11 protein-coding genes are annotated in these 13,137 nt (G+C 68.7%); 6 read left to right on the forward strand and 5 right to left on the reverse strand.

Annotation, left to right across the window (positions count from 1 at the left end; all coding sequences use genetic code 11):
- Positions 1 to 206: 206 nt before the first annotated feature.
- From ACODR1_RS23080 to ACODR1_RS23100, 5 genes are all read right to left on the reverse strand, one after another.
- The gene (locus ACODR1_RS23080; protein ID WP_488882530.1) at positions 207 to 1,496 is read right to left on the reverse strand and encodes an outer membrane protein transport protein; all 1,290 of its coding nucleotides are present in this window, start codon (positions 1,494 to 1,496) and stop codon (positions 207 to 209) included.
- A 319-nt stretch (positions 1,497 to 1,815) separates the two neighbouring features.
- Entirely contained in the window at positions 1,816 to 2,724 is a 909-nt protein-coding gene (locus tag ACODR1_RS23085) for an SDR family NAD(P)-dependent oxidoreductase (RefSeq protein WP_165262113.1), read from the reverse strand.
- Positions 2,725 to 2,925: 201 nt separating this feature from the next.
- Entirely contained in the window at positions 2,926 to 3,918 is a 993-nt protein-coding gene (locus ACODR1_RS23090) for an HlyD family secretion protein (RefSeq protein WP_116488622.1), read from the reverse strand.
- Position 3,919: 1 nt separating this feature from the next.
- Positions 3,920 to 4,681 carry an ABC transporter ATP-binding protein gene (locus ACODR1_RS23095; protein ID WP_488882531.1) on the reverse strand — a complete coding sequence of 254 codons (762 nt, stop codon included), beginning with the start codon at positions 4,679 to 4,681 and terminating at the stop codon, positions 3,920 to 3,922.
- The gene (locus tag ACODR1_RS23100; protein ID WP_488882532.1) at positions 4,678 to 5,820 is read right to left on the reverse strand and encodes an ABC transporter permease; all 1,143 of its coding nucleotides are present in this window, start codon (positions 5,818 to 5,820) and stop codon (positions 4,678 to 4,680) included. Before ACODR1_RS23100 ends, ACODR1_RS23095 begins: the two co-directional genes overlap by 4 nt.
- 237 nt (positions 5,821 to 6,057) lie before the next feature.
- Between ACODR1_RS23100 and ACODR1_RS23105 the strand changes: the two genes are divergently transcribed.
- The 6 genes from ACODR1_RS23105 (at position 6,058) to ACODR1_RS23130 (ending at position 13,112) form a co-directional block, all read left to right on the forward strand.
- Positions 6,058 to 8,127 (forward strand): S46 family peptidase, encoded by a 2,070-nt coding sequence (locus tag ACODR1_RS23105; protein WP_488882533.1) that lies wholly within the window; start codon positions 6,058 to 6,060, stop codon positions 8,125 to 8,127.
- Between the two features lie 283 nt (positions 8,128 to 8,410).
- The gene (locus ACODR1_RS23110; protein WP_488882534.1) at positions 8,411 to 9,334 is read left to right on the forward strand and encodes an EF-hand domain-containing protein; all 924 of its coding nucleotides are present in this window, start codon (positions 8,411 to 8,413) and stop codon (positions 9,332 to 9,334) included.
- 279 nt (positions 9,335 to 9,613) lie between these two features.
- Entirely contained in the window at positions 9,614 to 10,897 is a 1,284-nt protein-coding gene (locus tag ACODR1_RS23115) for a NupC/NupG family nucleoside CNT transporter (RefSeq protein WP_488882535.1), read from the forward strand.
- 68 nt (positions 10,898 to 10,965) lie between these two features.
- A complete protein-coding gene (locus ACODR1_RS23120) occupies positions 10,966 to 11,337 on the forward strand; it encodes an endonuclease domain-containing protein (protein WP_488882536.1) in 372 nt (123 codons plus the stop codon).
- A gap of 75 nt (positions 11,338 to 11,412) precedes the next feature.
- Entirely contained in the window at positions 11,413 to 12,030 is a 618-nt protein-coding gene (locus tag ACODR1_RS23125) for a glutathione S-transferase family protein (RefSeq protein WP_488882537.1), read from the forward strand.
- Positions 12,031 to 12,191: 161 nt separating this feature from the next.
- Positions 12,192 to 13,112 (forward strand): histone deacetylase family protein, encoded by a 921-nt coding sequence (locus tag ACODR1_RS23130; RefSeq protein ID WP_488882538.1) that lies wholly within the window; start codon positions 12,192 to 12,194, stop codon positions 13,110 to 13,112.
- Positions 13,113 to 13,137: the final 25 nt, after the last annotated feature.

Genomic DNA, 13,137 nt, shown 5'->3' on the forward strand with positions numbered 1-13,137 from the left:
TGCTCCCCCTGAAGGGGGAGCTGTCGCGGAGCGACTGAGGGGGAAGGGATTGCTGCCGTTCGGGGCGAACTGGCCTCACAGGACACTTCCCCCTCCGGCCCTCCGGGCCACCTCCCCCTCCAGGGGGAGGATCTACGTGGGCGCAAACAAAAAGGCCGCCTGGATCGCTCCAGGCGGCCTTTCCGCATTTCAGAGGCTGGGAAGCCTTAGAAGGTCCAGCGGACGCCGGTCGACAGGACCGTGGCGTGGCCGGTGGCCAGGCCGTTCAGGGTCACCGACGAGGCGGTGGCCGTGGTGTCGGTGCGGTGGATCTCGGAATCGTCGAACGAGATGTAGGTCGCGGCGATGTCGAGGTTCAGGTTCGGCTTGGCGGCCCAGGTGGCGCCGACGGCGTAGAGCATGCGGTCGCCGTCCGGAACGCGGGCGGTGCGGCCTTCGTCCGGGGTCGGGGTCGGGTCCTTCTGGACGCCGCCACGCAGGGTCAGGCGCGGGGTCAGCTGGTGATCCACGCCCAGGGCCACGGTGGTGATGTCCTTGTAGTCCTGCTCGCTGACCGAGCCGCCGCCGGTGAAGGTGACGCGGATGGCGTCGAACTCGCTCCAGCCGACGCGGGCGACCTGGGCGTTCAGGGTGGTCTTGGGGGTCACGGCCCAGCGGGCGCCGACGCTGGCCATCCACGGGGTGGTGATGGTGGCTTCACCGGCGACCGTGCGGTTGGCCGTGGTCGGCAGCGGGGCCAGGATGCCCGAGACCGCCACGTCGCCCTTCAGGGTGTGCTCGGTCTTCGAACGGTAGCTGGCGCCGAAGGTCAGGGCCGGGGTGGCGTGGAACTGGGCGCCCACGGTCCAGCCGTAGCCCCAGCCGTCGCCGGTCAGTTCCTGGCGGCCGTCGGCCTGCAGCGGCGAGGCGTTCGGCAGGGCGTTCGACAGTTCGGCGTCGGCGTAGACGCCGCTGATGCCCACGCCCAGGTCGAGCTTGTCGTTGACGCGGTAGGCCAGGGTGGCCTGCAGGTCGGCCGTGGTCAGGCGCGACTTGATGGCGTCGTAGCGAGCCCAGCTGTTGGCCTCGTACTCGGTGGTGAAGTTGTAGGGGGCGGCCATCGACAGGCCGACGACGATCTTGTCGTTCAGGCGCCAGGCGCCGGCGAAGTTGGGGACCACGCCGTCGTTGATGACGTCGGTGGCCGTGCCCGTGCCGCCCACCGGGGTGGTGACCGGAACCGGACGGGTGATGGTCGAGCCGTTGTTGGTGACCTTGGAGTTCACCAGCACGGCGTGCAGGCCGCCGTAGACTTCGGCGTGCTCGACGCCGGCGATGGCGGCGGGGTTCCACCACAGGCTGGCGGCGCCGCTGTCGGCGACTTCGCCAGAATAGGCGCGGCCGGCGCCGCGGGCGGATTGTTCCTGCAGGTAGAAGCCCGAGGCGGAGGCTTGCGAAGCGGCGGCGAGGGCGGCGAGCGCGGCGCCGGCGGCGAGGACTTTACGCGAGAGAGCCATGTGACTGACAGACCTTCTTGGGGAGGTTAGGTCCAACCAACACCTTGCGATGCTGGAGGTTGCCGCCGGCTCTAACGCATCTTTTCAAAAACCGTTGCTATTTATTCGCGTAACGGTGAATTTTGTTCTCGGCGTCAAAGAAAGAGCGCCATTTTGGCCTCTATTCATTCGTCGTTATGTCAAAACAAGTGCTTTCCCTTAGGTAAAGACTTGTATTCGCCGCAATTCTTGCAGGCCGAGATTTTTGTAATTTACGTCAAATGTGGCGATCGCGGGCATGGTTGTTCCCGTACCCGCGATCTTTGCCCGGAGGTGGAGGTCAGCCGCCAGCCAGTTTGCGGAAGAACTTCTGGCCCTGCTCGCCGCCGTTGAAATAGGCCTGCTGGCCAGGCTCGGCGGTGATCGCCTCCCAGCTGTCGCGGACTTCCTCGGCCGAGAGGCCGCCTTCGCCCAGATAGACGCCCTCGGTCTCGAAGATGCGGGCCAGGGCGAAGACGCCGGCGCCGGCGGTGAGGATCGCGCCGGTGGGGGCGTCTTCCGACACCAGGTAGACGACGCCGGGGGTGACGTATTCGGGGTTCAGCTTGGCCAGGATCTCGGGCGGCATCAGGCCCTCGGTCATGCGGGTGGCCGCGACCGGGCTGATGGCGTTGATCTTGACGTTGTTCTTGGCGCCTTCCAGCTTCAGCGTGTTCATCAGGCCCAGCACCGCCATCTTGGCCGCGCCGTAGTTGGACTGGCCGAAGTTGCCGTACATGCCCGAGGACGAGGTGGTGACGACGATGCGGCCGTAGTTCTGGGCCTTCATGATGTCCCACACGGCCTTGATCGGCTTGAAGGTGCCGAAGACGTGCACCTGCATGACCGCCTCGAAGTCGGCCAGCTCCATCTTGGAGAGGGTCTTGTCGCGCAGGATGCCGGCGTTGGCGACGAGGATGTCGATGCGGCCCCAGGTGTCGATGGTGGTCTTGACCAGGTCGGCGACGCCGGCGTCGTCGGTCACCGAGGCGCCGTGGGCGATGGCTTGGCCGCCGAAGGCCTCGATCTCGGCCACCACGGCCTTGGCGGCGTCGGACGAGCCGCCCGAGCCGTCGACGCTGCCGCCCAGGTCGTTGACCACCACCTTGGCGCCGCGACGGGCCAGTTCCAGGGCGTGCTGGCGGCCAAGCCCGCCGCCCGCGCCCGTGACGATAGCCACCTGACCGTCGAAGCGAATGTCGTCCGCCATGCCCGTATGTCTCCTCAAACGCGTGTTTGGTTTGACGCGTTTGTGCGGCGGCGGGGAGGGGGCGTCAAGAAGGATCGCCATCCGGGGACAGGGGCGAAACCTCGCCCTTCGACAAGCTCAGGGTGAGGTTTTCCTCGGGCCCCGGCCGGGCAATGGTCCTCGTCCTGAGCTTGTCGAAGGACGAGGACCACGCACGAGGGATCAGCTCTTGGCCGGGTCGGGCGACTGCGGACCGGTGCGCTTGGCGCCGGCGGTCTGGCCCGGCTTCATGAACTTCACCAGCACGCGCTGGCCGATCAGGAAGGGGGTCTCGTCGGCGCTGACCACCACCTCGACCACGCGGGCGTCGGTGCGCTCGGACGGGTCGTCGGACTGCAGCTTGCGAGCCCCGAACACGGCGGCGCGGCGCAGGACCTTGCCGGTGTAGGTCTTCTTCTGGTCGGCCTCGGGGATGATCTCGACCGACTGGCCGATGGTGACGAAGGGGATGGCCGACTCGCTGATCTCGGCGCGGACGATGCGGGCCGTGGACGGCTCGAGGTCGAACATCGAGGTGACGTTCAGGGTCGAGGCGCCCGAGCCCGGATTGGCGTAGCGGCGGGCGATGCGGCCGTCGGCCGGGGCGCGGATGATCGTCAGTTCCTGGTTGTAGCGGGCCTGGTTCAGCTGGGCCGCGAAGGTGGCCACAAGGGCGCGCTGGGCGTCGAGCTCGGCGTCGGCGCCGGCGATGGCGTCGCGGGCCTGGTCGAGGCGCTGGCCGGCCACGAAGTTGGAGGCGGTCAGGCCCTGCAGGCGGGCGTATTCGCGCTGGGCCGTGGTCTTGCGGACCTCGAGCACGCGGATCTGGGCCTTGGCCTGGGCGAGGTTGGCCGAAGCGGTCTCGGCGGCCAGGCGGACGTCGTCGTCCTCCTGCTTGGCCAGGGGCTGGCCCTTGTGGACCATGTCGCCTTCCTGGACGTAGACCTCGCTGACGATGCCCTGGCGGCGGGCGGCGACGGCGATCATGCCGCCCTCGACATCGGCCTTGCCGTCGGCGACGGCGCCGTAGGGGGTGGCGGGCGTGGCCGCGGCTGTCTTGGCGGCCTCGACCTTCTTGGCCTTGGCCTGGCTCTGCATCCAGAGGCCTCCGCCGAGGATGGCGAGGGCGCCGACGGAGATCAGCCAGAAGCGGCGACGACGGAACAGGGCGGGCATCTCAGGCTCCGATGAGAGGGCGGTCGGCCGCGGCGGGCGCGGGCTGCGACGTGACGCGGCGGTCGTCGAGGATACGACCGTCCTCGATGTGGATGACGCGGTCGGCGAAGGATTCCATGCGGTGGTCGTGGGTCACGCAGATCACGGCCGCCCCATGCTCCTTGGCAGCCCGCTGCAGCAGGCGGGTGACGATCTGGCCGTTCTCGCCGTCGAGGGCCGAGGTCGGCTCGTCGGCGAACAGCAGCCGGGGCTGCTTGGCCAGGGCGCGGGCGATGGCCACGCGCTGCTTCTCGCCGCCCGACAGCTCAGACGGGCGCTGGTTGACGCGGTGGCCCAGGCCGACCTCGTCGAGCGCGACCATGGCCATGCGCCGCGCCTCGGCGACGTCGTAGCCCTGGTACTTCAGCACGGTGGTGACCTGCTGCAGGGCGGTGAGGGCGGGGAACAGGTTGAAGCCCTGGAAGATGAAGCCGCAGTTGTCGAGGCGGAACTTGTCGATCTTGCCCGACGGCAGCGACCACAGGTCCTGGTCCATGGCCTTGACCCGGCCTTCGTCGGGACGCAGCAGGCCCGACAGGCAGGCCACCAGCGTCGACTTGCCCGAGCCGGACGGGCCCATGACCATGGTCACGTCGCCGTGCAGGGCGTCGAAGTCGACCGATTTGAGCACCTCGATATAGGTGCGGCCGGTCTTGAAGCGCTTCTGCAGGCCCTTGGCGACGATCGCCGTTTTGCCCGGAACGAGAGGAGGAAGTTGGCTCATCGCAGCAGGTCCGCCGGTTGGCTCTTCTTGAGGATGCCCAGGGCCAGCAGGCCCGAGGCGATGGCGATCAGCATCAGGAACCCGGCCGAGGCGATCACCATGGGGATCGGGAAGCTCATCGGCAGGCCGCCCATCTTGGCCAGCTGCGAGACCACGCCCACCAGAACGGCGGTGGCCGCCAGGCCCGCGACGCCGGTCCAGAAGCCCAGCTCGATGACGATCATCCGCAGCGAGCCCATCGACACGCCGAGCGCCCGCAGGGAGGCGAACTCCTTGATGTTGGCCAGGATCGCGCCGCGCAGGGTCTGGGAGGTGATGCCCACGCCGATCAAGAGGCCCAGGAACACCGAGAAGCCCAGCATGATGCCGATGAAGCTCTCCTTCATCATCGCGCCGTCATTGGCCTCGGACAGTTCGGCGCGGGTCCAGGCGCGGTAGGCCTTGTCGGACGTGGCGTTGAGCTGGTCGCGGACGGCCTCGGCGCGGGCCGGGTCCTTGATGCGCACCATCAGCGGGCCCACCCGGCTGCCGGTCGAGGCCTGGCCCAAGAGGCGCAGGGTGTCGCGCGAGACCACGACGGTGGGCTGCATCATGTTCGGATAGCCGTCGAGGATGTAGCGGATGTAGACGGTCTTGCCATTGATACTGGCGCGGTCGCCCAGCTTCTGGATGCCCAGCTTGGCCATGCCGGTGCGGTCGATCGCGACCGAGTAGGGCTCCAGCAGCGCCACGCGGATGTTCTCGTTGTAGTCGCGCGGCCAGGTCACCGCGTCGCTGCGGGTGTCGACCGCCGAGGTCTGGATCCACTCGCGCACGCGCTTCTTGCCGGGCGGCGGATCGTTGCTCCACATGCCGCCGCCGCCGTCGAGATCGGCGACCTCGACCACTTCGGGGTGCATATACATCTGGGCCATGACCCGGCGCGGCAGGCCGTTGCCGCCGTTCATCAGGCTCTCGGCCTTGGGGCCCAGCACCATGATGTCGGCCGGCGAGCGGTCGATGGTGGCGGTGAACGCCTTGCCGATGCCGGTGAACATGCCGACCTGGGCGAGCACCAGCAGGCCCGAGAAGGCGAGCGCGATGATCGCCGCCAGATATCGCCGCCATTCGTACAACAGTGTGGCCAACGCCAGCGACATGCCGACACGCTCCCCCAATCAACGGTTGCACAAGAACAGCGCAGAACCGCTTAGGCCAAGTTAAATCGGGGTAAGACACGGCCCTTCGACGGAATGTGATCGGGGCGCACGTTTGTTGCGTCGGGCGCCCGACCGACGAAACAAGGATGGCGAAACAGGGGTGGCTCTGGCGGCCTGGCTTGGCTATGGCTGTTACATTGTACGCCACGACGGCGCTGCGCCGTGCAAGGACGACTCATGAAGACTGTGACGCTGGCCGCCTCGGCCCTGGTTCTCTCGTTCGCCGCCGCCGGCGCGGCCCAGGCCGACGAAGGCATGTGGACCTTCGACAACTTCCCCGCGGCCAAGGTCAAGCAGGCCTACGGCGTCGACATCGACCAGAAGTGGCTCGACACCGTGCGCGCCTCGGCCGTGCGCCTGACGACGGGCTGCTCGGCCTCGGTGGTCTCCAAGCAGGGTCTCGTTTTGACCAACAACCACTGCGTGGCCGACTGCACCCAGGCGCTGTCGAGCGAGGGCAAGGACTACGTCAAGGACGGCTTCCTGACCGGCGCGCGCGAAGAGGAACTGAAGTGCGCGGGCATGCAGGCCGAGGTGCTGCTGTCGATCACCGACGTCACCGACCAGGTGAAGGCCGCCGGCGCGGGCAAGACCGGCCAGGACTTCGTCAAGGCGCGCGACGCCTCCTTCGCCACCGCCGAGCTGGCGGCTTGCGGCCAGGACAAGACCCTGCGCTGCCAGACCATCAGCTTCTACCGCGGCGGCCAGTATAAAGTTTACAAGTACCGCCGCTATGCCGACGTGCGACTGGTGTTCGCGCCGGAATACGCCACGGCCTTCTTCGGCGGCGACCCCGACAACTTCAACTTCCCGCGCTTCAACCTCGATAGCGCCTTCCTGCGCCTGTACGAGGACGGCAAGCCGGCCGATACGCCGAACCACCTGACCTGGCGCGCCACCGCCCCGGTCGAGGGCGAGCCGACCTTCGTGGCCGGCAACCCGGGCACCACCCAGCGTCAGCTGACCGTCTCGCAGCTGGAGACCAACCGCGACCTGGTGATCCCGATCGGCCAGCTGCAGCGCTCGGAGATGCGCGGCCGCCTGATCCAGTTCGGCGAGCAGTCCGAGGAGAACAAGCGCATCGCCAACCAGCCGCTGGCCGGGGTGGAGAACAGCTACAAGGTGTTCTTCGGCCAGCAGTTCGTGCTGAACGACAAGAAGTTCATGGACGCCAAGCGCGCCGCCGAGGCCGACCTGAAGACCAAGGTGGCGGCCGATCCGAAGCTGTCGGCCGAGATCGGCGACCCGTGGGGCGAGATCGACAAGGCGCAAGCCGCCCTGGCCGACCAGTTCGTGGCGATGCGCCAGCTGGAGACGGCGGCCGGCGGCGGCTCTGACCTCTACGGCTACGCCCGCACCCTGGTGCGCGGCGCCCAGGAGCGCGCCAAGCCGGCGGCCGAGCGCCTGCCGGAATACGGCGACACGCGCCTGCCTCTGGTGGAGAAGCGGCTGCTGGACGTGCGCCCGGTCGATGCGCCGCTGGAGCGCATCTATCTCGAGCACTGGCTGCTGAAGACCCGCGAGTACCTGACCGCCGACGCTCCGGCGGTGAAGCTGCTGCTGGGCAAGGAAAGCCCCGAGGGCCTGTCGGCCCGCCTGGCGGCCGGCAGCAAGCTGGCCGACCCGGCCGTGCGCAAGGCGCTGTGGGACGGGGGCCTGGCCGCCATCCAGGCCTCGGACGATCCGATGATCCAGTTCGTGCTGAAGACCGAAGGCGCGGGCCGCGACGTGCGCAAGGCCTATGAGGCCAGCGTCACCGCCCCGACCGACGCCGCCGCCGAGCGCATCGCCAAGGCCCGCTTCGCGGTGCTGGGCGACACGGTCTATCCGGACGCGACGTTCTCCCTGCGCCTGTCGTACGGCAAGGTCGCCGGCTGGACCCACCGCGGCCGCACGATCACCCCGTTCACCGACTTCGCCGGCTTCTACGACCGCGTCACCGGCGCCGAGCCCTTCGAGGCCGCCCCGCGCTGGATCGCCGCCAAGGACAAGCTGAACCCCAAGACGGTCTATGACTACGTCACCACCAACGACATCATCGGCGGCAACTCCGGCTCGCCGGTGATCGACGCCAAGGGCCGGGTGATCGGCGCGGCCTTCGACGGCAACATCCACTCGCTGGGCGGCGCCTTCGGCTACGACGGCGCGATCAACCGCACCGTGGTGGTCTCGACGGCCGCGATCACCGAGGCGCTGACCAAGGTCTACGGCCGCGACGCGCTGGTGAAGGAACTGGCCGGGAAGTGATGAGCTGATCCCTTTCGGGGATTCTGAAAGAGCGCCGCGACAGCCTGACCGCTGTCGCGGCGTTTTTCGTTTCGCCGTGGGCGATGCTCTCCCTCCGTAAAATCCCCGCTTTCGCGGGGATTTTACGGGGAGGGGGAGGGGGAGGCGTTGGGGGGCGTGCGTTTCAGCGCCGTAACCTCCCGAAATGTGGAATGTTTTTCGCTGGATCCGGGCTGCGCCCAGGGCAAGGGCGCGCGTAACGCCCGCGCCATAGCGCGCATCACCGGTTCCAGGAGACATCGCCTTGAGCGTTTCCAGCCTGAGCAGCACGTCGATCATGCAGCAGTTGCTGCAGTCGATGCGCGGCTCCTCGACGACGTCGGCGGCCAGCGCCGTTTCGTCCTCCAGCGGCGCGTCCGCTGGGCAACAAATGCAGGTCGGCAGCGGCGGGCCGCCGCCGCCGCCTGCGCCGCCCATGAGTTCGCAGGGCTCCAGCGGCGAGAATTTCAGCTCTGAAACCCTGGGCTCGCTGCTTTCGATGCAGGAAGGCGGCCAGATGGGCGGCATGCAGGGCATGGGCGGCGGGCAGGGGATCTTCGAGAGCCTCGACACCGACGCCGACGGCGCGCTGTCGACCGACGAGTTGACCACGGCCCTGACCAATGCGCTGGGCGAGGGGGACGACATCTCCTCGGCCGTCAGCAGCCTGATCTCCGACGGCGACAGCGATGGCGACGGCGTGCTGACCGGCGGCGAGTTCGCGGCCCTGGCCCAGGCTTCGGGCGGGCCCGGCGGCCCTCCGCCCGGACCTCCGCCGTCGGGCGGTGGTGAGGGCGGCGCCGGCGGCGCTGGCGGCGCTGGCGGGGGAGGCGGCGTGAGCCAGGTGTTCGACAGCCTCGACACCAATCAGGACGGCACGGTCTCGGCCGCCGAACTGGCCGCGGCCAACAGCGACAGCGCCGATGCGGCCAGCGCCGCCTCCGACCTGATCTCGGCGGCGGATGCGGACGGCGACGGGAGCCTGTCGGGCCAGGAGTTCGGCGAACTCCTGAAGCAGGCTTCGTCTGGCTCAGACAGCGCCTCGACCCTGGCCAGCACGCTGTCGAGCTCGTCGCTGGCGTCCGACATGATGCAGAAACTGCTGCAGCAGCTGGCCGACGCCGCCACCAGCAGCGCCGCCAGCGGGGAGGGCGTCAGCTCGGCCTCGTCGGTGAGCATCGCGGCCTAGTCGCTTAAGCCCTCCCCCTTGATGGGGGAGGGTTGGGTGGGGGTGAGCTGGGCCTCGCAGGTTGAACCGCCGTATCACCCCCATCCCCGACCCTTCCCCCATCGAGGGGGAAGGGAGATGTGACCCGATCTCGACGCACAGCGCTCGCCGAGCAGGCGCCGTCGCTCACCGCGCCGAAGGTTAAGCAAGCCGCTTGCGCCGGGCGCGCTTGTGTTGGACAAACTGGCCCCTTGGTCGGCGTCGCGGGGGCGTCGCTTCACAATTCAAGGTACTGCCGTCTTGCTTTTCCGTCCTGAGAACGTTCAGGCCCTCGCGGGTCTGGCGCTCACCCTGGGCCTCTGCTGGCTCGTCTCCGAAAACCGCAAGCGCTTCCCGTGGGTGCTGGCCATCGGCGCCCTGATCATCCAGGTCGGCCTGGTGGTTCTGCTGTTCGGCCTGCCCCAGGCCCAGCAGATGCTGCGCGGCGTCAACGGCGCGGTCGAGGGCCTGGGCGCCTCCACCCAGGCCGGCACGGCCTTCGTGTTCGGCTTCCTGGCCGGCGGCGACCAGCCCTATCCGGTCAGCAACCCGGGCGCGGGCTTCATCTTCGCCTTCCGCGTGATGCCGGTGATCCTGGTGGTCTGCGCGCTTTCGGCGCTGCTGTGGCACTGGAAGATCCTGAAGTGGGCCGCCCAGGGCTTCGGCTTCGTGTTCCAGAAGACGCTGGGCCTGCGCGGCCCGCCGGCCCTGGCCACCGCCGCCACCATCTTCATGGGCCAGATCGAAGGCCCGATCTTCATCCGCGCCTATCTCGACAAGCTGTCGCGCTCGGAACTCTTCATGCTGATCACGGTCGGCATGGCCTGCGTGTCCGGCTCGACCATGGTGGCCTACGCCACCATCCTGGCCGACGTGCTGCCCAACGCCGCCGCCCACGTGCTGACCGCCTCGATCATCTCGGCCCCGGCCGGCGTGCTGCTGGCCCGCATCGTGGTGCCGTCGGATCCGCTGGAAAAGGGCGGCGACCTGGACCTGGCCGCCGAGGACAAGACCTACGGCAGCTCGATCGACGCCGTGATGAAGGGCACCACCGACGGCCTGCAGATCGCGCTGAACGTCGGCGCGACCCTGATCGTCTTCGTGGCCCTGGCCACCATGCTCGACAAGTTCCTGGCCATGCTGCCGGCCGTCGGCGGCCAGCCGCTGAGCCTGACCCGCGGCCTGGGCGTGATCTTCTCGCCGCTGGCCTGGTCGATGGGCATCCCCTGGAAGGAAGCCGGCAGCGCCGGCGGCCTGCTGGGCACCAAGCTGATCCTCACCGAGTTCACCGCCTTCATCCAGATGGCCAAGACCGGCGCGGCCAGCCTCGACGAGCGTTCGCGGATGATCATGACCTATGCCCTGTGCGGCTTCGCCAACATCGGCTCGGTGGGCATGAACGTCGCCGGCTTCTCGGTGCTGGTGCCCCAGCGCCGCCAGGAAGTGCTGAGCCTGGTGTGGAAGGCGATGATGGCCGGTTTCCTGGCCACCTGCCTGACCGGCTCGCTGATCGGCCTGATGCCGCGGGTGCTGTTCGGGCTCTGACAGCCGTTGCTTCCGTCCCTCCCTTCCCCCTTGATGGGGGAAGGGCCGGGGATGGGGGTGACTGCGGCGTGTCCGAACGAACACCAAGGCCGACGCATGCGCCAGGCGCCGTCGGCCGCGCCCGCCGCCTTCGGCGGGACATGACCGCCAGCGAGCGGAACCTGTGGAAGGCGCTTCGGGCGCTCGATATCCACATCCGGCGCCAGGCGCCGATCGGCCGCTACGTGGCCGACTTCGTCCACCACGGATCTCGCCTCGTCATCGAGGTCGATGGCGGCGGGCACGATCTTCCCGAGCAGCAACTTTACGACGCCGACCGCGACGGCTGGCTGGTGAGCCAGGGCTATCGCGTGATGCGCGTTCGGGACGCCGAGGCGTTCGGAAGTCCTGAAGAGGTCGCCGAACGGGTGGCGGCCGAGATAGGGCGGCTCGTCGTCTGACGCAGCGTCACCCCCATCCCAACCCTTCCCCCATCAAGGGGGAAGGGCTCTTATGGCGACGGGAGGACGACAAGAATGAAGCTCTATGACAGCCGGCGTGCGCCCAATCCCCGGCGGGTGCGGTGGTTCATGGCCGAGAAGGGGATCGAGGACGTCGAGATCATCGAGGTCGACATCTTCGCCGGCCAGCATCGAACCCCCGACTACATGGCCCGGGCCGGCCTGCCCAACGTGCCCGCCCTGGAGATGGACGACGGCACGACGATCACCGAGTCGGTGGCCATCTGCCGCTATCTGGAAAGCGTCTATCCCGAGCCCAACCTGTTCGGCGTCGACCCGCGCGAGGTCGCCATCGTCGAGATGTGGGCCAGGCGCGCCGAGATGCTGGTGGCCACGCCGCTGATGCTGACCGTGCGCCACAGCCATCCGGCCCTGGCGGCGATCGAGACCCAGATCCCCGAGGTGGCCGCCAGCAACCGCGCCGCCGCCGAGAAGGGGATCAGGGTGCTGGACAAGCGCCTGGCCGAAAGCCCGTTCATCGCCGGCGACCGGGTGACCATCGCCGACATCCTGGCCGTGACGGGGATAGACTTCGCCCGGATGGCCAGGTTCCGGCCCGATCCGGAACTGGCGAACGTGAAGCGCTGGCTGGACGAGATGAACGCCCGGCCGGCGGCGAAGGCTGGGGTTTAGATTCCGAGCGAGAACCTCGCCCTTCGACAAGCTCAGGGTGAGGTTCTCTACTGCACGGCCCTCGCCCTGATCCTCATCCTGAGCTTGTCGAAGGACGAGGATCACGCGCGGTGAAATGGCCCCGCTTGGCGGCCGCCATCCATCCGGCATAACCTCGTTCCATGGCCGTCTCGCTGTTCACCCATGCCGACATGCTCGACCACCGGCCGGGGCCCGGTCACGTGGAGAGCCCCGCGCGGCTGCAGGCGGTGATCGACGCGCTGGAGGACGAGGCGGGCCTGGATCTCGAACCCTTCGAGGCGCCGCTGGTCGATCCGGCCGACCTCGCCAGGGTGCATCCGGCGGCCTTCGTCGATTCGATCTTCGCCGCCGCGCCGCATGCGGGGATCCATGCGCTGGACCCGGACACGGTGCTTTCGACCGGCAGCCTGGTCGCCGCGCGACGCGCCGCCGGGGCGGTGACCGCGGCCGTGCGGCAGGTGGCGGCGGAAGAGGGCAGGCGGGCCTTCTGCGCGGTGCGGCCGCCGGGCCATCACGCCGAGCCGGCTATCGCCATGGGGTTTTGCGTGTTCTCCAACGTCGCGGTGGCGGCCAGGGTCGCCCAGGCCAGCGGTCTGGCCCGCGTGGCCATCGTCGATTTCGACGTCCATCACGGCAACGGCAGCCAGGCGGCGTTCGAGCACGACCCGACGGTGATGGTGGCCTCGATCCACCAGTCGCCGCTCTATCCCGGCACCGGCGATCCGTCGGAAAGGGGCGTGGGCAACATCGTCAACGCCACGCTGGCGCCGGGCGCGCCGCGCGAATCCTGGCGGCGGGCGTTCGAGGGGCTGATGGAGCGAGTCGACGGTTTCGCGCCCGACCTGATCCTCGTCTCGGCCGGATTCGACGCCCACGAGCGCGATCCGCTGGCCTCGCAAAGCCTTCGCAGCGAAGACTTCGCCTGGGCCACAAGGGCGATCGCGTCGGTGGCCGACCATCGGGCCAGAGGGCGTATTGTCTCCTCGCTCGAGGGCGGGTACGACCTCGAAGCGCTCGGCCGTTCGGCGAAGGCGCATGTCAGAGCGCTTCAGGAAGGATGAGACCCGGTTCCGCGTCAGCGGCCGC

Source organism: Caulobacter sp. FG7, assembly GCF_057808875.1.

Bases quoted from the DNA above. Each gene is read 5' to 3' on its own strand.
- ACODR1_RS23125 (WP_488882537.1), top strand. From the start codon at position 11,413: ATGAAGCTCTATGACAGCCGGCGTGCGCCCAATCCCCGGCGGGTGCGG.
- ACODR1_RS23080 (WP_488882530.1), bottom strand. From the start codon at position 1,496: ATGGCTCTCTCGCGTAAAGTCCTCGCCGCCGGCGCCGCGCTCGCCGCC.
- ACODR1_RS23130 (WP_488882538.1), top strand. From the start codon at position 12,192: ATGGCCGTCTCGCTGTTCACCCATGCCGACATGCTCGACCACCGGCCG.
- ACODR1_RS23095 (WP_488882531.1), bottom strand. From the start codon at position 4,681: ATGAGCCAACTTCCTCCTCTCGTTCCGGGCAAAACGGCGATCGTCGCC.
- ACODR1_RS23090 (WP_116488622.1), bottom strand. From the start codon at position 3,918: ATGCCCGCCCTGTTCCGTCGTCGCCGCTTCTGGCTGATCTCCGTCGGC.
- ACODR1_RS23085 (WP_165262113.1), bottom strand. From the start codon at position 2,724: ATGGCGGACGACATTCGCTTCGACGGTCAGGTGGCTATCGTCACGGGC.
- ACODR1_RS23100 (WP_488882532.1), bottom strand. From the start codon at position 5,820: ATGTCGCTGGCGTTGGCCACACTGTTGTACGAATGGCGGCGATATCTG.
- ACODR1_RS23105 (WP_488882533.1), top strand. From the start codon at position 6,058: ATGAAGACTGTGACGCTGGCCGCCTCGGCCCTGGTTCTCTCGTTCGCC.